Below are 18,145 nucleotides of genomic sequence, written 5' to 3'. Positions count from 1 at the left end.
GGGGGCGAGGGCGAGCGGCGTGGGGCGTGGGGGCGTCAGGGTGGGGCGGGTCGGCGGGTTCGGTCTCGCGTGTCCGGGGCGGGCGGTGGCAGACTGCGCCAATGGGCGATGCGACGGGGAAGCGGCACCTGATTCTCCTGCACGGCATGGGTGCCACAGGCGAGGTGTGGCTGCCCTGGGCGCCGCTGCTGGAACGCCGCTGGCCCGGCCGCTGGCTCGCCCCCGACCTGGCGGGTCACGGCTGGTCGCCGCCGCTCGACGGCTACTCGTTCGAGGCCCTGGCCCAGCGCGTGGTCGACGGGCTCGGCCCGGTCCGGCTCGGCCCCGAGGACCGGCTGGTGCTGCTCGGGCACTCGCTCGGCGGGGTGGTGGCGCTGGCGCTCGCGGCCCGGCAGCGAGGGCTTCCGGTCGACGCGGTGGTCGGGCTCGGCATCAAGGCGGTCTGGTCCCCGGCCGAGCTGGCGAAGTCGGCGGAACTGGCCGCCCGGCCGGTCACCTGGTTCGCCACCCGTGACGAGGCGGCCCGCCGCTACCTGCGCGTGTCCGGGCTCGCCGGGCTGTTCGCCCCGGACCATCCGGTGGTGGAGGCGGGGCTGCGGCGGGAGGACGGCCGCTGGCGGCTCGCCATGGACCCGGCGGCGTTCGCGGTCGGGGAGCCCCGGCTGCCGGTGCTGCTGGCCGCCACCGACGTGCCGGTGCTGCTGGCCCGGGGCGAGCTGGACCCGATGGTGACCGACGCGCAGCTCAAGGAACTGGGCGTGCCGGTGGCCACGCTGCCCGGGCTGGGCCACAACGCGCACGTCGAGGACCCGGAGGCGGTGCTCGCCCTGCTCGACCCGTACCTCTGAGCGGGCGAGCCGGCCCGCGACGGGCCGCCCGCGTTTCTAGCCGGCCGCGCGCGGCGCCGGGACCGCCCAGTCGGGTTCCAGCTCGCGGCGGGCGGCGGACAGGAACGCCTCGGCGTAGGCGTCGGCGGGGAAGTCGCCCAGGTAACGCGTCCGCGCCGCCCAGCGCTGTGCCGCCTTCGGGTCGGCGTCGAGCAGGTCGGTGAGCACCTCGTCCACGTTGGACATGTCACGCCGCAGCACGTAGCCGGACGCCGCGAGCGGGAACCGCTCGACGAAGTGCTCGCCGTCGGCGCCGGTGTCGGTGACCGCGTACGGCTTGCCGGAGTAGAGCCAGTCGGAGATGACCCCTGACACGTCGGAGACCAGCGCGTCGGCGCGGTTGACGCACTCGGTGAGCGTCAGCTCGCGGGCCGCGGCGGCGCCCCACAGGTGCGGCCGGCCGGTCTTCGCCCGGTCCGCGGCGAGCAGTTCGGTGAGCCGGGCGAGCTGGCGGGCCGAGGCCGGGTTCTTGCCGGTGTACGGGTGGGCGCGCAGGATCACCGCGGCGCCCCTGTCGATCAACCGGCGGATCAGCGTCTCGGCCACCGGCAGCGAGCAGTAGTTCGCGTCGGCGTGGTGCCCGGTCCAGGTCGGGGTGTAGAGGACCGTGGGGTGCGCCGCCGAGGTGACCGGCTCCCGGCGTACCTCGATCGCCTCGACCTGGGGCCGGCCGACCACGACGAACTTGTCGGCGGGGATCTCCACGCCGGCGCGGGCGTACCTGTCGATCGCGGCCTGCCCGGCCACGAAGATCTTGTCGAAGATGGCCGAGACCGGGTTGGCGCTGGGGGCCTTGTCGCTGTCGCCGTGGTGCAGCTGCACGTGGGTGAGCTGATTGACCCGGATCAGGTGGGCGTTCTTCGCGCCGTGGTTGACGTAGAACGCGACCCGCAGGCTGGGCACCAGCGCCTCGTCGAGCGCCTTCAGCGTGGGGCAGAGGACCACCGGCGCGCGGGTGGCGGCGGCCACCGCGGGCAGGAGCTCCGGCTCGCGCAGCACCACCATGAACGGGCGGCCGATCCGTTCCAGGTACGGCAGCCACATGGTGACCTGGTACTCCGAGCCGGGTGGCGCGGAGAAGTGCAGCACGAACTCGGGCTGGTGGCGGCGCAGTGCCCGGCCGACCGGGCCGCCTCCGGCGGGCGGCCGGAACCGGCGCCGGGCGAGGTCCAGCGCGACCGCCCCGCATCCGGCGCCGACGAGCAGCGCGGCGACCAGCGCCGTCCAGGCGGGCAGCGTCAGGGCGGCGGCGAGCGCCACCACGGCGAGCAGTACCAGCAGCGCGTCGCCGAGCCGGGCGGCGACCACGGGTGTCCACGTGCGGACCGGCAGGTTCGCCGCCCGGATCTCCAGTGCGCCGGCCTGCCGCAGCGGGCCGACCAGCAGCACCAGGCCGAGCAGGACCAGCGCGGTGGCGGCGAGCGCCGGGTCGAAGCCGTCGTCGAGGCGACGGGCGTAGCCGACCAGGATGCCGGCGGCGACGAGCACCGTCTCGGCGAGCCCGTCGGCGGACGGCCGGACCCGGCGCTCCCAGGCGGTGGCGGCCAGCGCCGCGACCGCCAGGGCCAGGCCCCAGCCGGTGGCGCCGGTGAGCGCCACGACGAGGAAGGCCAGCACCGCCAGCCCGGTGGTCAGCCCCCGGGCGAGCAGCTTGCGGACCAGGTCACCACGCATCTGGTACGTCCCGTCGGGTTCAGGCGTCGGCGGACAGCTCGGACCGGTGCGGGCCCGGCTGGGCCGGCACGGCGGCCACCTGCTCGCCGGGGGACCGGCGCACGTCGACCACCTGGCCGGTCAGGTCGGAGATCAGCACGTCCAGGGACGCCTGCGCGACCGCCTCGGAGGAGAGCAGCGTGTGCTCCGGCTCCTCGCCGAACGCCCGCGTCCGCATCGGGGTGGCGGTGCGTTCCGGGTTGACGCAGTTGACCCGTACCCCGAACTCGGCCCACTCGTCGGCGAGCGCCTGGGTCAGGTTGACCAGCGCGGCCTTGGTGGCCGAGTAGAGCGCGTAGCGGGCCCGGCCCCGGGTGTACGAGCTGGACGTGTAGAGCAGCAACTGGCCCTTTGTCTGCTGGAGGTACGGCAGGGACTGGCGCGCGATGGTGACCGGCCCGACGAAGTTGACGTGCAGGAGACGGTCCATCGTCTCGGAGTCCATCTCGGCCAGCGCGCCCTTCTCCAGGATGCCGGCGGTGACCACCACGTGGTCGATCCGGCCGGTGGCCTCGAACGCGGTCTTCAGCGCGGCGGCCACGTCCTCGGCGCGCTCGACGTGCGTGCCGGTGGTGGAGCGGCTGAACGGGAAGACCTGGGCGCCGTAGCCGCGGGCCAGTTCGGCCAGGTCGTGGCCGATGCCGTAGCTGCCGCCGAAGACCACGATGGTCCGGCCGGTCAGCTCCTCGGCGTAGCTGCGGTGGTCGGTCAGCCGGGGCGCCTGCGCGGCGGCGAGCTGGAACAGCTTGTCGGCCAGGTGCACGTCGACCGGGTGGGTGACCTTGATGTTCTCGTCCGAGCCGTCGATCACCTTGATCGGCGTGCCGGGCAGGTAGCGCAGCACCACGCCGCAGTCGTCGGTGGCGGCGAAGTCGGGGTCGCCCTCGGCGCGGCGGTACGCCTCGCGGATGGTGCCGGAGCGGAACGCCTGCGGGGTCTGGCCGCGGCGCAGCCGGGAGCGGACCGGGATGTCGGTGATGCAGTCGTCCGCGTCGACCTGGATGATCGTGTCGGCGGACGGGATGGCCACGTCGACGGCCGAGTACGTCCAGAGCGCGTTCACGCACTCGCGCACGATCCGGGCGCTGACAAGCGGGCGGACCGCGTCGTGGAAGAGGATGTTGACGTCGCCCTCGCCGACCGCGTCGAGCGCGATCCGGGTGGTGTCGTTGCGGGTCTCGCCGCCCTCGATCACCTTGGTGACCTTGCGGAAGCCGGCGTCGGCGACGATGCGCCGCGCGTCGTCGACGTGACCGGTGGCCATCAGCACGATGATCTCGTCGATCTCCGGCGCGGCCTCGAAGACGGCGAGGGTGTGCTCGATGATCGGCTTACCGGCGATCTTGAGGAGCTGCTTCGGGATGCCCAGCCCGAGGCGCGTGCCGGTCCCCCCGGCCAGGATCACGGCCACCGTACGCGCGGGGCGCCAGGGTGCCGGGCTCGCCGGCGCGGCGTCCGGTGCGGTGGTGTGGTCCTGCGTCATTGCCGTACCTCACTCTGGGTGAAAGGGGATGGATCCGAAAACCTTAACGCGTACGCCGGAGCGCACCGCTCCGGGCGGAACCCGGTGCGGTGCGCTCCAGGGCGCTACTTCTGGTTCTCGTACGCGTCGCAGACCTCCTTGGTGGGGCCGTCCATCTTCAGGACGCCGCTCTCCAGCCAGATGGTCCGCTCGCAGGTGTCCCGGATCGAGCCGATCGAGTGGCTGACCAGGAAGACGGTGCCGGCGCTGTCGCGCAGCTCGCGGACCCGCTGCTCGCTGCGGACCCGGAACTTGCGGTCGCCGGTGGCCAGTGCCTCGTCGATGAGCAGCACGTCGTGCTTCTTCGCCGAGGAGATCGCGAAGCGCAGCCGCGCGCCCATGCCGGAGGAGTAGGTGCGCATCGGCAGCGAGGCGAAGTCGCCGCGCTCGTTGATCCCGGAGAACTCGATGATCTCCGGGGCGATCCGCTTGACCTCCTCCGGCGGCATGCCCATGGCCAGGCAGCCGAGCACCACGTTGCGCTCGCCGGACAGGTCGTTCAGCAGCGCGGCGTTCACGCCGAGCAGCGACGGCTGGCCCTTGGTGTAGACGGCGCCGCGGGCCGGCGGGAGCAGCCCGGCGATGGCGCGCAGCAGCGTGGACTTGCCGGAGCCGTTGCTGCCGATCAGGCCGATCGCCTCACCCTCGTACGCGGTGAAGCTCACGCCCTTGACCGCGTGCACCTCGCGGATGTTCGGCGCCTTGGTGCGGGAGACGATCCGCTTGAGCGCGGAGACCGGGGTGGTGCCGCCGCTCGCGCCCTTGTGGATCCGGTAGATCACGTGCACGTCGTCCACCACCACCGTGGGGACGCGACCCGAGTCGGTCACCGGGCCGGCGTTCAGCGGCAGGGTCTGCTCAGCCACGGCCGTACTCCTTCTCTCCGCGCCAGAAGTAGACGAACCCGCCGATGCCCATCACGACCGCCCAGAACAGGCCCATCGCCCACAGCTTCAGCGGGGAGCTGATCAGGTTCGGCTGGTGCGAGTCGAGCAGCGCGTAGCGGGCCAGCTCGATGAAGACCAGCGGCGGGTTCCACTCCAGGATGTTCGCCGCCCAGTTCGGCAGGTGCTCGCGGATGAGCGCCACCGGGTAGAGCACGCCCGAGGCGTACAGCCAGGTGCGCATCACGAACGGCATGACCTGCTTGAGGTCGGTGGCCTTGGAGCCGAGTCGGGCCATCACCATGCTCAGCCCGACGTTGAAGATCGTCTGGAGCAGCAGCATGGGGACGATCAGCACCCAGCGGAAGGTGATCGGCTCGCCGGTCAGCAGCACGATCGCGGCCAGCACCACCATCGACATGAGCAGCTGCTGGAGCTGGACCAGCGTCACGGTGATCGGCAGCGCGGCCCGCGGGAACTGGAGCGCCCGGATCAGGCCCAGGTTTCCGGTGATCGCGCTGGTGCCGTTGGACGCCGCGGTCTGGGTGAAGATGAAGATGAAGATGCCGGTGCACAGGTACGCGATGAAGTTCGGCACGTTCCGGTGCTGGGCCAGGATCACGCCGAAGATCAGGAAGTAGACCGCCGCGTTGGTGAGCGGTGTCAGCACCTGCCAGAGCTGACCGAGCTGGGTGTTGCTCAGCGAGGAGGCGACCTTCGCCCGCGAGTACGCGGTCATGAAGTGCCGGTACGCCCACAACCTGCGGGCGTACTCGCCCAGGGCGGGTCGTTCCCCGGCCACCCGTAGCCCGTACCGCTGGGCCAGCTGGGCCCGGGTCAGTCCGGATTCGGGGTCGGCCACCGCGGTGTTGGCCATGTTCAGGCGCTCCGATCTTTCGTGCTGATGGGGAGCAGTGCGGTGAATGAGATCCAGCGTGGCCGGGCGGGGAGGAGCCGCCTCGCTGCTGCATGGAAGGTAGTCCACCGAACGTCGGGACGCAACCGTACCGTCGTTGCGCTACATTGTTCCACGTGACGACCGAGAAGAGGCGTGCCCCGGCCGGCGCGGCGGTGCTGCGCGGGGAGATCACCAGTGCCATCCGCGCCGCCGTGATGCAGGAGTTGGCCGAGGTGGGCTACGGTCGCCTCTCCATCGAGGCGGTGGCCCGCCGGGCCGGTGTGAGCAAGACCGCCATCTACCGCCGCTGGCGTTCCAAGCTCGACCTGGTGCTGGACATGGTCTCGGCGGTGGCGGGGCGGAACATCCCGCTGCTGGACACCGGCAGCCTCCTCGGTGACCTGGAGATCCTGCTGCACGTGATGGCGCGTGCGTTGCGTCACCGGCTGGCCGCGCAGATCATCCCGGACCTGCTGGCCGAGGCGGCCCGCAACCCGCAGATCGCGGAGAAGCTGCAGGCCGCCCTGGACGACTACCAGCAGGCCATCGGCCGGATCCTGATCGGCCGGGCGGTCGAGCGCGGTGAGCTGTCCGCGGACACCGACCGGCGCGCCGCCGTCGATCTCATCGTCGGCCCGGTCTACTGGCGGATGGCGATCTCCCGGGCCCCGCTGGAGCCCACCGAGGTGCCCCGGATGGCGGCCGCGATCGTCGCCGCTCTGCGGGTAGCATGCGTGGGGCCTGTACGCGACGAGGTGGAAGTCTGAACCCCGGGCCGCCCCCGGAGGGCCGTCGTCGATCATGAACAGAAGGTCACATCCGGTCGGACAATCAGTGCAACCCGCTGGTTTTCCCGACAGACCGGTACCATCCCCCGAAATGTCTCTCATGAACCACGCGTCGACAGGAGGAAGCCCCATGGTCGGGCCGCATCCAGAGTTCATTCCCCCCGCACGGCCGATCATCGGCGAAGCCGAGATCGAGGCGGCCGTCCGGGTGCTGCGGAGCGGCCGGGTCGTGCAGGGCCCCGAGGTCGCCGCGTTCGAGGAGGAGTTCGGCGACCTGGTCGGCGGCCGGCACTGCGTCGCCGTCAACTCCGGCACCTCCGCGCTCCAGCTGACGCTGATGGCGCTCGGCTTCGGCCCGGGTGACGAGATCATCGTCCCGTCCTTCTCCTTCGCCGCCAGCGGCAACGCGGTCCGGCTGGTCGGCGCCGAGCCGGTCTTCGTGGACATCGAGCCGGGCAGCTTCTGCGTCGACCCGGAGGCGGTCGCCGCGGCGATCACGCCGAAGACGGTCGCGATCATGCCGGTGCACCTCTACGGCCACCCGGCCGCGATGGACCGGATCATGGCGATCGCGCAGCAGCACGGCCTCGCAGTGGTCGAGGACGCCGCGCAGGCGCACGGCGCCGAGCTGAACGGCACCCCGGTCGGCGCGTTCGGCACCGCCGGCTGCTTCAGCTTCTACCCGACGAAGAACATGCACTCCCTCGAGGGCGGCATGATCACCACCGCCGACGCGGACCTCGCCCGGACCCTGCGGCTGCTGCGCAACCAGGGCATGGAGCAGCGGTACGCCAACGAGATCGTCGGCGCCAACATGCGGATGACCGACGTGGCCGCCGCCATCGGCCGGGTGCAGCTCACCCAGCTCGCCGAGTGGACCGAGCAGCGCCGCGCCAACGCCAAGTTCCTCGACTCGGCGATCACCGGCATGGTCACCCCGCCCGTCGCCGACGGCGCCAAGCACGTCTACCACCAGTACACCGTGCGGGTGCGGGCCGACCGGGACGCCGCCCAGGCCCGCCTCACCGAGCTGGGCATCGGCAACGCGGTCTACTACCCGACCCCGATCCACCGGCTCAAGCCGTACCTCGACGCCGACGGCAAGCCGGGCGCGTGGGACCTGCCGGAGACCGAGCGGGCCGCCGCCGAGGTGGTCTCGCTGCCGGTGCACCCGTCGCTGAGCCCTGCCGACCTGGAGCGGATCGCCGAGGGCGCGAACCTGGCCGGGGGTGCCCGATGAGCGGACGGAAGCTGCGGGCCGGCCTGATCGGCCTCGGCGCGATGGGCCGCAACCACGCCCGCGTGCTGTCCAACCTGGACGGCGTCGAGCTGGTCGGCGTGGTCGACCCGGCCGGCGACGTGACCGGCACGCTGCGCGCGCCCGTCGTACCCGAGCTGAGCGACCTGCTCGCCCTCGGCGTCGACTACGCGGTGGTGGCCTGCCCGACGGCGCTGCACGAGCCGATCGGCATGGAGCTGGCCGCCAACGGCGTCTGCGCGCTCATCGAGAAGCCGCTCGCCCAGTCCGTCGACGCCGCCACCCGGCTGGTCGAGGCGTTCGAGAACGCCGGCCTGGTCGCCGGCGTCGGGCACATCGAGCGCTACAACCCGGCACTGCAGAGCCTGCGCACCCGCTTGGAGGCGGGCGAGCTGGGCGAGGTGTTCCAGGTCGTGACCCGGCGCCAGGGCCCGTTCCCGCACCGGATCGCCGACGTCGGCGTGGTGATGGACCTGGCCACCCACGACATCGACCTGACCGCCTGGGTGACCGGCCAGCAGTACAGCTCGGTCGCCGCCCGCACCGTCTCGCGCAGCGGCCGGCTGCACGAGGACATGGTCGCCGTGGTCGGCCAGCTCGCCGACGGCACGATGGTCAACCACCTGGTGAACTGGCTCAGCCCGCTCAAGGAGCGGTCGACTGTGGTCACCGGTGACAAGGGCTGCTTCGTGGCCGACACGCTCACCGCCGACCTGACCTTCTACGCCAACGCCGCCATCGACACCGAGTGGGAGGCGCTGCGCGCGTTCCGCGGCGTGGCCGAGGGCGACATGGTCCGCTACGCGATCCCGAAGCGGGAGCCGCTGCTGGTCGAGCACGAGCGCTTCCGGGACGCGGTCGAGGGCAAGCAGAGCGACATCGTCACGCTGCGGCAGGGTCTGCGTACCGTGCAGGTCGCGGCCGCCCTGCTGGAGTCGTCCGCCGACGGCAAGGTCGTGTCCGTCGCGGCCAGCGGCAGCGACGCGGAGCCGGCACTGCGATGAGCCCGGCGCCGGTGCGGCGGACGGTCTCCGCGGTACGGCGGCGGATTCCCCGGCGGTGGCGCATCGCGCTCCGCCGGGCCGCCGCCGGCGCGCGGCCCTGGCAGACCCCTTCGGTACGCGAACTGTGTGAACTCCCCGCCGGCACGCCGCTGCTAGTACACGCCGGCGGGATCACCGGCGACCGGGCGCTGGACGGCGTGCTGCGCGCGCTCGTCCGGCTGCCCGAGTTCCACCTGGCGCTGGTCTGCGACGAGGCGGAGCGGGCGCCGGCCCAGGACCTGACCCGCCGCGCCGGCAAGGCGCGCCGCCGGGTCCACGTGGTGCCGCGCCCGCGTACGGTGACGGCCGCGTTCCTCGCCCCGGCGGACGTGGCGGTGTTCGGGTTCGACCCGGACGCCGGTCTCGACCTGCTGGACACCTTCCTCGCCGCCGGGCTGCGGGTGGTCGCCGCCGACAGCCGGGTGACGCGCGAGCACCTGGCCCGGCACGCCGGGGGCGAATTCTTCGCGCCCGGCTCGCTGCCCTCGTTCACCAAGGCGGTGGAACGGGCCCGGCAGCGCGGCGGCGACGAGGCATCTCCCGCGCAGGAGCCGCCGGTCGCGCCGATCGAGGCCGGCACGCCCGGCCCGTGGCGTCCGCTCGGCGCCGGGCCGATCCGGCTGGGGCTGGGCACGGCGAACTACGCCGGGCAGCTCTCCGCCCTGGCGGTGGCGATCACCACAGCCCGCGCCGACGTCGGCGTGGAGCTGGTGATGGCCAAGCCACCGGCCACCTACCGCTACCCGGCCGACCGCTACCTGAACTACCCCGGCGAGCACCGGCTCGACGTGCAGATCGCGCGGGCCGAGCGGGTGCTCGGCTGGTACACCCACCTGATCGTGGACGCGTTCCGTCCGGTGCTCGGCCGGGCCAACGGCGACGACATCGCCGCGGACCTGCCCGCGTTGCGCCGGGCCCGGCTCAAGGTCGCGCTGCTGGCGCACGGCAGCGAGATCCGCCACCCGGGCGCGCACCTGGAGCGGCACGCCGAGTCCGCGTTCCGGGACGCCCCGGAGGACCTGATCGGGCAGCTCACCACAGTCGCCGAGCGGAACCGGCGCACCGCCGAGGAGAGCGGCCTGCCGTTCTTCGTGACCACCCCCGACCTGCTGGACGACGTGCCGTCCGCCACGTGGGCGCCGCTGATCGTCGACGTGGACGCCTGGGCCTGCGACCGCCCGGTGCTGGAACGCGCCCGGCCGGTGGTGCTGCACGCGCCGTCGAAGCGGTGGACCAAGGGCACCGACCGGCTCCTGCCCCGGTTGCAGGAGCTGCACGATCGACGGATCATCGAACTGCGCCTGGTGGAAGGGCTGCCGCACCACGAGATGCGGCGCCAGGTGCAGGAGTGCGACATCGTGGTCGACCAGCTGGTGATGGGCAGCTACGGCACCTTCTCCTGCGAGGGGATGGCCGCCGGCCGGGTCGTGGTGGCGTACCTCAGCGAGGGGCCGCACCGGGCCGCCGGGATCCAGCCGCCGATCGCCAACGCCACCCCCGGCACCCTCGTCAAGACCATCGAGTCGCTGCTCGACGACAGGCCCGCCGCGGTCGCCCTGGCCGCGGAGGGCACCCGTTACGTCCGTGACCACCACGACGGGCGGCGCACCGCCGAGGTCTTCGACGCCTTCCTCCGGTGACCCGCCCGACCACCACCCACGCCCGCACCGTCAACGAGGAGAAGCACCCGATGCAAGCTGGCGCTAACAGCGATGCCCGACCGACCCGGGGCCGGGTGGTGATGCTGGTCGACAACGGCGTCCACGGCGACTCCCGGGTGCAGAAGGCAGCGCGCTCGGCCGCCGACGCCGGCTGGGAGGTCTTCCTCCTCGGCATCCGCAACGCCCGCTCCGACGTGGACACCTGGCGCATCGGCGGCGCCGAGGTGCGGCTGCTGCGGGTACCCAAACCGCTGCACCGGCTGCCCCGGGAGTACAGCCGGTCGCTGCGCCGGCCGCTGGCGTACGCGTCCACCACCAAGGCCGCGTACCGGGTCCAGGAGATCAAGGCCTGGCAGGCCGATCTGTACGAGCGCCGCGTCCGCGCCCAGGCGCTGGGCGGCGGGCTTCCGGCCGCCGTGGGACGGGCGGCCCAGCTGCCGTCCCGCGCCGCCGCCACCGCGCTCGCCCGCTGGGTACGGTTCCGCAGCGGCGAGACCCGTCGGCTGCGCAAGGCGCAGACCGATCCGGAGGCGCTGTTCAGCCGCCTGCCCGTGCGGTTCTGGCAGGGGCTGCTGGGCGACCGCGCCTGGCGCCGGCTGGACCCGGGCCTGTGGGACTTCGAACTGGCCTTCCGCAAGACGCTCGACGAACTCAAGCCGGACATCATCCACGCCAACGACTTCCGGATGCTCGGCATCGGCGCGCGGGCGACGCTGCGGGCCCGGGCCGCCGGCCGGCGGACCAAGCTGGTCTGGGACGCCCACGAGTTCGTCGGCGGCATCACCGGCCGGGCCGACAACCCGCGCTGGCTGCCGGCCCAGATCGCCTACACGGCCGAGTACGCCGCCTATCCGGACGCCGTGGTGACCGTCTCCGACACGCTCGCCGACCTGCTCCAGGAGACCCACGGCCTGCCCGACCGGCCGGCCGTGGTGCTCAACGCGCCGATGGCGCCGCCGGCCGAGGCCGACGGCGACGTGCCGGACCTGCGGGCGCTGTGCGGCGTGGACAGCCGTACGCCGGTGCTCGTCTACTCCGGCGCGGTGAACCCGAGCCGGGGCTGCCAGATCATGGTGGAGGCGCTGCCGGAGCTGCCCGACGTGCACGTCGCGTTCGTGACCATGAACCCGAACGGCGACAACCAGTTCTCCGAGGCGCTGCGGGAGCGGGCCGCCGAACTCGGCGTCGCGGACCGTGTGCACCTGCTGCCGTACGTGGCGCACTGGCAGGTGGTGCCGTTCCTGTCCGGCGCGGACGCCGGGGTCATCCCGATCCACCACAAGCCCAACCACGAGCTGGCGCTGATCACGAAGTTCCTGGAGTACTCGCACGCCCGGCTGCCGATCGTGGTCAGCGACGTGAAGACCATGGCGCAGACCGCGCGGGCCACCGGGCAGGGTGAGGTGTTCACCGCCGAGGACCGGGCCGACTACGTCCGGGCCGTCCGGGCCGTGCTCGCCGACCCGGAGCGCTACCGGGCCGCCTACGACAAGCCCGGCCTGCTGGAGGGCTGGACCTGGGAGGCCCAGGCCCGGATCCTCGACGAGGTGTACGGCTCGCTGCTGGGCACGCCCGCCGCGAGCGGGGCGCGTCCTCCGGCGTCCCGGCGTCCCGGCGACGAGCGGGAGTACGCGGCCACCTCGCGCTGACCCCCGGCACAGAACGATTCGGCCGGCTCCCCCGTGACGGGGAGCCGGCCGAATCACGTGTACGCCGGTCAGCCGGACGTGGCCGGCGGCTCCAGCAGCAGCCGGTCGAAGTCCTTCTGCGTCACCGACCAGTCCCAGGTGCTCAGCACGTGCGACGCCGCGGCCCGGCCCGCCTCACGCCAGATCTCCTCGGTGGCGGTGAGGGCCAGGATCCGCTCGGCGGCCTCCTGCGGCGTACCCACCACCCAGTCGCTCGGGAACAGGCTCCGGGCGCTGTGCGGGCGGCCGGCGAAGAACGGCCAGTCGCGCACCACGGGCACCGCGCCGCTGGCCGCGCCCTCGACGAGCGCACAGTGGAAGCTCTCCCGCAGCGAGGTGCTGAGGATGACCCCGACGTCGGTGAGCGCACCGGGGACGTCCTCGGTACGGCCGGTCCGCACCACCGCGCCGGACGGCTCCAGCTCGGCCAGCTCGGCGTCGAGTTCCCGGACGTAGGCCGTGATCGCCGGGCTGAGCTCCGGGTTGAGGTCGTCGCCGACCAGCTTGAGACGGTACCGCTCGTCGTGCCGGCGCAGCTCCCGCAGCACCGCCAGGGCCCAGCGCGGGTCCTTCGCCAGGGAACTCAACCCGACCAGCCCGAGCGTGAACCGGCTGTCGGCGGAGACCTTCGGCGCCACGTACCGGTGCAGGTCCATCGCGTTGCTGATCATGTGGGTCCGCGGGCCCTGCGGCGCGCGCAGCCGCGGCACCGCGGCCAGCGCCAGGTCGCGCAGGTGCTCGGAGACGAAGACCACGTCGTCCACACGCGACCAGTCGGTCAGGTGCGGCCACCAGCTGAACGCCTCGAAGCTGTGCAGGCGGACGATCACCCGGGTGGTGCCCGGGTCGATCATCGTCAGCATCGCGGCGCCGAGGTTGCACCAGTCCACGAAGACCGTGTCCGCCCACTCCAGGTGGGGGCCCCACGCCTCCTGGACCTCCCCGGCCCGCTTGGAGGCGCCGGCGAGCATGTGGAGCGTCACGTTGGTGCGGCCGTTGCTGAGCACCGGGAGGATCGACTCCTCCATCAGGTTCAGCCGGCGGACCTCCACCCCGGGCATCGCCTCGTAGCGCTCCAGGATCGGCCCGAGGAAGTTGTCGTTCAGCCCGGTGAAGAAGAGCATCCGGTGCGGCCGGCCGGCGGGCGGGAACGCCGCCGGGCTCTGCCGCCCGCGCGGCGTCGCCATCGCCCGGCCGGCCTCGCTGTCGTGCAGCGGCGCGAGGAACTTCTCCGGGTCCTCGGCCAGCGGCGAGGTGGTGCCGTCGAACTGCACGATCCGGTGGAACATCAGGTTGAACGCGCGCAGCACGTGCGGCGCGGCCTTGCCCGGGTTGCGCTTCTTGAGGAAGCCGTCGGCGAGCTTGAGCTGACCTCGCACCACTGTCATCAGGTGCTCGGGCACCTTGCCCTGGCTCAGTTCCGCGTCCACGATCGGGCCGAGGAGCTGCCCCTTGGTCGCCGGGCTCTTCAGCCGGCCCTGCGCCGCCAGCGCCAGCCGCTTCGCGCTGGCGCCGTGCCCGGTCTTGAGCATGTTGCCGGTGACCCGCCGGGCGATCTTGCCGCGGTGCCGCTCCGGCAGACCGGGCGCCGTGACGGCGCCCTGCCAGAACCAGCGCACCGGGCCGAGCTTCATGGCCCGCTTGCCGGTGCTCATCTCGAACACCCGCTTCGCCAGGTCGACGGTCTGGTTGCGGGTGGCGCTCGCCAGCACGGTCGGGGCCGGGCCGACGGTGTTCAGCCGGGGTCGACGGTAGCGCGCCGGATCGGCGGACCGCTTCTCCACCGCCCGCAGCGCCGGGGCGATGCCGTAGACGGCGTCGGCCCGCCGGTAGCGCTGCGCGAGCTGCCAGACGGTGTGCAGGGCCTGCGCGTCGAGCGCGACCAGGACGTCGGCCCGCTTGGCGTGCCGGCGTACCCACGGGTCGCGCTGGGCGCGCAGCCACGGGCGCCGGGCCGGGGCCGCCCGCTTGACCGCCCGGCCGAAGCGGGGGCCCAGCTCGGTGGCGGTGGGCAGCAGGTGCACCTCGGCCAGCCCGGTCGCCGCCGGGATCTTCTCCACCGGGTCGAAGGTGGTGGCCACCCGTACGGTGACGCCCCTGTCACGGAACTGCTGAAGCGCGTCGGTCAGGACCGCCACCCGTCCGGGGACGGTGCCCATAACCATCAGGACCTCGATCATGACCTACCTTCTCGGGCCAGGACGCGCGCGCCGGCGGGGGAGGGCTGTGGGGTGCCGGCCGGACCGCCGGTGCCCAGCACCAGCTCGGTCACCTCCCGGACGGCGGGGATGAGCTGCTCCTCGCGGGCGTACTGCCGCGCCTCGGCGCGGGCCTTCTCCCGCTCGGCCGCGTCGGCGGTACGGGCCATCGCGGCGGCCCGCCGGAAGGCGCCGGTCAGCTCGGCCGGGTCCAGCCCGACCGCGCCGGTCCAGAGTGGATAGGTGGACAGCACCGTGGAGGCGTCGTGGTCGGCCTCGTGGGCGGAGACCACCGGCAGGCCGGTCGCCATGTACTCGTACACCTTGCCGGAGGTCATGTACCGGCCGCCGGTCACCATCAGCACCACCGCGTCCCAGCGGGAGTAGAGGTCGACCACCTCGGCCTTGGGCACCGAGCCGCCGACCAGCACGCCGTCGACGGCGGCGGCCCTGAGCAGCTCCGCGTGCGCGTTGTCGCCGCGCGCCCAGGCGGCGCCGATGTGGCCCCGCACCTCGAAGCGGGCGTCGGCCAGCGCCGGGTCCTCGGCGCGTGCCGTGCGCCAGCCCTCGAGCACGGCGCTCAGCAGCGGGACGGGAAGGTTCAGCGCGCCGAGGTAGCCGAAGGTCAGCGGCCGGTCCGGCGGGGCGGGGCGGACCTGGGCCGGGATGCTCGCCGCGTCGTAGCCGTTGCGCACGACCCGCATCTTGTGCGCCAGTTCCGGATAGCGCTCGCGGTACCAGCGGGAGATCGGCTCGTTGACGTTCCAGATGGCGACGGCGTTGGTGAGCAGCTTGATCTCCCACTGGCCGGAGACCGACTCCCGGGTGAACGCCTCACCGTTGTTGATCACGTCGACCGACCAGCCGTCGCGGAAGTCCACCACGTACGGCACCCGGTGCGTCTCCCACAGCTTCCAGGTCGCGGACAGGTTGACGTACGGCGCGCAGGTGGTCACCAGCAGGTCGACGTGCCGCTCCCGGTGGATCCGGAGCAGGGCCTTCTCCAGCGCCGGACGCCAGCCGCCGAAGACCGGCTCGGGAAAGACCTTGAGGTTCTGCTTGCGCAGGTCTGCCAGGTAGTCCTTGTGCGCCAGGGCACGCTGCTCGGTGAACGTGCGGATGTCGGTCTCGAGGTCGTCCCGGAACAGCGGCAGCTTCACCACGCGCACGCTGGGATCCACCCCCTGGGAGAGGGTGTGGTCGAGCCCGTACTCCCGTTCCCAGGCCTCGTCCGCGATGGTGACAGCGGTCACGTCCCAGCCCGCGGCGGCGAACTGGTTCGCGGTCTCCCGCATGCGGTAGGCGCAGCTCTTGGCCGCCGGTGGGAAGCCGATCGCGAGGTAGACCATGTGCGGCCGGGACCCGGACCGTCGCGGCCGGGGGAGTTTCAACGAGTCCCAGAGAGTTCGCCCGTTGTTCATCGATTCCGATCCTGGGGAGGTGGGGAGATGCCGTGTCGCGGCCTGGACGGCTCGGCCGGACGCGGTACCTGCTGTGCCGGTGGCCGCGTAACGACCGCCGGAGCGCGTGCGGACACTACAATAACGCCGTTTCGCGCGCCGGACCTGCCGCCGCCCGGCGGCCGGCGGGTGCGCCGTGCCCCGGATCACCGCGGTCCCGTCACCGGCGGTCCCGGCCGGCCGGACACGCCGTCTCGGCCGGTCCTCGACCGCGGCCTCCGCTTTCGTAGACTCCTACGCCATGACCGCGCCTGCGCCCGACACCCGCGACCGCGAGCCCGCCCCCACCGGCGGCGACGGGTCCGCGGCCGACGACTCGTCCGATCCGGGGTCGTCCACCCCGCGCCCGACGACGACCGCGGCCCCGGAGCAGCCGGAGCAGCCGGAGCCGGACACCGCGGCCGAAAAGCGGCGCGGCGGCCGGTGGCGGCGGGTCGACGCGCTGGTGGCCCTGGTCTACCTCGCCGGAGCGTTCTGGGTCACCGCCCGCGGCTGGCGCGACTACGACGGCCGGCTGCTCGGCAGCCGCCCGAACGACCAGGGCTTCAACGAGTGGATGCTGGCGTACGCGGCGCACGCGGTCACCAACCTGGAGAACCCGTTCTTCACCACGCTCCAGAACGCCCCGGCCGGCGTGAACCTGATGACGAACGTCGGGATGCAGCTGCCCGGCCTGGTGCTCACCCCGGTCACGCTGCTCTTCGGCGCGTCCTTCTCCTATCTGCTGTTCATCACGCTGAACCTGGCCGGCACCGGGTACGCCTGGTACCACGTGCTGTCCCGGCACGTGGTCGACTCCCGTGCGGCCGCGTTCGTCGGCGGACTGTTCTGCGCCTTCGCGCCGGCGCTGATCTCGCACAGCAACGGCCACCCGCACATCACCGCGCAGTGGCTGGTGCCGTTCATCGTCTGGCGGGTGATCGCGCTGTCCCGCGGCGAGCGGGTGATCCGCGACGGCCTGATCCTGGGCGGGCTGGTGGTCGCCCAGTTCTTCATCAGCCTGGAGATCCTCTTCCTGACCGCGCTCGGCTGCCTGATGCTGGTCCTGGCCTACCTCGTCTTCCGGCCCCGCGACGCGGTACGCCGGCTGCGCCCGCTGCTGTCCGGTCTGGCGATCACCGCCGTGCTCGTGTCCGCGGCGGCGGCGTACCCGCTGTGGATGCAGTTCGCCGGCCCACAGCACCGGGTCGGCCACCCCGGCACCCCGGACATCTACGCCCTCAAGCTCGGCTCGTTCGTCGAGTTCGCCACCAAGTCGATCGCCGGTGGCCCGACCAGCGCGATCGGCTGGGCGCCGAACACCACCGAGCAGGCCAGCTTCTACGGCTGGTCCCTGGTGGTGCTCGCGGCCGGGGTGCTCTGGTGGCTGCGCCGGGAGACCACGGTCCGGGTCCTCGGGGCCGTCGGCCTGGTGTCGGCGCTGTTCTCCATCGGCACCACCTGGACCGTCGGCACCCGTCGCACCGACGTCCCCGCGCCGTTCGCCCTGGTGCAGAACCTGCCCGTGTTCGACTCCGTGGTGGTGTCCCGGTTCGCGCTGATCACCACGGTGGCGCTCGGTGTGCTGCTGGCGGTCGCCGGGGACCGGCTCGCCGCCCGCCGCACCGAACCGGCCGGCCGGCTGGCCGCCCGCGTCGGGGCCGTGGCGGTGGCCGCCGCGCTGCTGCCGATCCTGCCGATGCCGCTGGACGCGAAGGGCCGCACCCCGGTGCCGGACTTCGTCACCGCCGGCACCTGGCGCGACCACGTGGCGCCCGGCCGCACGCTCGTCCCGGTCCCGGTGAACGGCATGACGTCGCTGTACTGGAGTTCTGCCGCGGTGGCCGGCTTCGCCGTCCCCGAGGGCTACTTCCTCGCGCCGGTCTCCGCCACCGACAACACCGGCCGCTGGGGCGTCGACCCGCAGCCCACGGCGAAGCTGCTCACCGCCGTCTCGCTCGGCGAGCGGGACACCACGGTCGGCCAGGCCGACGTCGACCAGGCGCGCGCCGACGTCCGCTACTGGAAGGCCGACGCCGTGGTGCTGCCCGACCGCGCCGCCCGCCGCCACGACGACCTGAAGACCGTGCTGGACGCGCTCTACGGCCCGGGGGAGCGGGTCGAGGACGTCTGGGTGTGGGACGTCCGGCCGTTCACCCGCTGACC

13 protein-coding genes are annotated in these 18,145 nt (G+C 73.0%); 7 read left to right on the top strand and 6 right to left on the bottom strand.

Going from position 1 to position 18,145, the window contains the following annotated elements; all coding sequences use genetic code 11:
• Positions 1-101 precede the first annotated feature (101 nt).
• On the top strand, positions 102-848 hold the full coding sequence (locus tag IF06_RS0110235; protein ID WP_013474728.1) for an alpha/beta fold hydrolase: 747 nt from the start codon (positions 102-104) through the stop codon (positions 846-848).
• A gap of 36 nt (positions 849-884) precedes the next feature.
• Here IF06_RS0110235 and IF06_RS0110230 read toward each other — a convergent pair whose 3' ends face one another.
• From IF06_RS0110230 to IF06_RS0110215, 4 genes are all read right to left on the bottom strand, one after another.
• Positions 885-2,561 carry a CDP-glycerol glycerophosphotransferase family protein gene (locus tag IF06_RS0110230; RefSeq protein ID WP_030270506.1) on the bottom strand — a complete coding sequence of 559 codons (1,677 nt, stop codon included), beginning with the start codon at positions 2,559-2,561 and terminating at the stop codon, positions 885-887.
• Between the two features lie 19 nt (positions 2,562-2,580).
• Complete coding sequence (locus IF06_RS0110225; RefSeq protein WP_013285258.1) at positions 2,581-4,083, bottom strand: bifunctional cytidylyltransferase/SDR family oxidoreductase; 1,503 nt, start codon at positions 4,081-4,083, stop codon at positions 2,581-2,583.
• A 104-nt stretch (positions 4,084-4,187) separates the two neighbouring features.
• Positions 4,188-4,988: an ABC transporter ATP-binding protein gene (locus tag IF06_RS0110220; protein ID WP_013285259.1), complete on the bottom strand. Its 801-nt coding sequence runs from the start codon at positions 4,986-4,988 to the stop codon at positions 4,188-4,190.
• Entirely contained in the window at positions 4,981-5,883 is a 903-nt protein-coding gene (locus tag IF06_RS0110215; RefSeq protein WP_013285260.1) for an ABC transporter permease, read from the bottom strand. The genes IF06_RS0110220 and IF06_RS0110215 overlap by 8 nt, the downstream gene beginning before the upstream one ends.
• Before the next feature lie 155 nt (positions 5,884-6,038).
• Here IF06_RS0110215 and IF06_RS0110210 point away from each other — a divergent pair, with 155 nt between their 5' ends.
• From IF06_RS0110210 to IF06_RS0110190, 5 genes are all read left to right on the top strand, one after another.
• A complete protein-coding gene (locus IF06_RS0110210; protein WP_013285261.1) occupies positions 6,039-6,671 on the top strand; it encodes a TetR/AcrR family transcriptional regulator in 633 nt (210 codons plus the stop codon).
• A gap of 151 nt (positions 6,672-6,822) precedes the next feature.
• Complete coding sequence (locus IF06_RS0110205; RefSeq protein WP_013474731.1) at positions 6,823-7,932, top strand: DegT/DnrJ/EryC1/StrS family aminotransferase; 1,110 nt, start codon at positions 6,823-6,825, stop codon at positions 7,930-7,932.
• The gene (locus IF06_RS0110200) at positions 7,929-8,954 is read left to right on the top strand and encodes a Gfo/Idh/MocA family protein (RefSeq protein ID WP_013285263.1); all 1,026 of its coding nucleotides are present in this window, start codon (positions 7,929-7,931) and stop codon (positions 8,952-8,954) included. Before IF06_RS0110205 ends, IF06_RS0110200 begins: the two co-directional genes overlap by 4 nt.
• Positions 8,951-10,633, top strand: a complete 1,683-nt coding sequence (locus IF06_RS0110195; RefSeq protein ID WP_030270496.1) for a glycosyl transferase family 1 — start codon at positions 8,951-8,953, stop codon at positions 10,631-10,633. The genes IF06_RS0110200 and IF06_RS0110195 overlap by 4 nt, the downstream gene beginning before the upstream one ends.
• A 50-nt stretch (positions 10,634-10,683) precedes the next feature.
• The gene (locus IF06_RS0110190) at positions 10,684-12,303 is read left to right on the top strand and encodes a glycosyltransferase family 4 protein (RefSeq protein WP_186461560.1); all 1,620 of its coding nucleotides are present in this window, start codon (positions 10,684-10,686) and stop codon (positions 12,301-12,303) included.
• Between the two features lie 68 nt (positions 12,304-12,371).
• On the opposite strand, the gene IF06_RS0110185 is transcribed toward IF06_RS0110190, so the two are convergent.
• Positions 12,372-14,522 (bottom strand): glycosyl transferase, encoded by a 2,151-nt coding sequence (locus IF06_RS0110185; protein ID WP_030270491.1) that lies wholly within the window; start codon positions 14,520-14,522, stop codon positions 12,372-12,374.
• Complete coding sequence (locus tag IF06_RS0110180) at positions 14,519-15,961, bottom strand: glycosyltransferase (RefSeq protein ID WP_013474735.1); 1,443 nt, start codon at positions 15,959-15,961, stop codon at positions 14,519-14,521. Before IF06_RS0110180 ends, IF06_RS0110185 begins: the two co-directional genes overlap by 4 nt.
• 280 nt (positions 15,962-16,241) lie before the next feature.
• On the opposite strand from IF06_RS0110180, the gene IF06_RS0110175 reads away from it, so the two are divergent.
• Positions 16,242-18,143, top strand: coding sequence for a hypothetical protein (locus tag IF06_RS0110175; protein WP_232236647.1), 1,902 nt, complete (start codon positions 16,242-16,244; stop codon positions 18,141-18,143).
• Positions 18,144-18,145: the final 2 nt, after the last annotated feature.

The sequence above is a fragment of the Micromonospora globosa genome (genome assembly GCF_000717585.1).
GTDB classification, from domain to species: Bacteria; Actinomycetota; Actinomycetes; order Mycobacteriales; family Micromonosporaceae; genus Micromonospora; species Micromonospora aurantiaca.
This window is presented reverse-complemented; position numbering and strand designations above follow the sequence as displayed.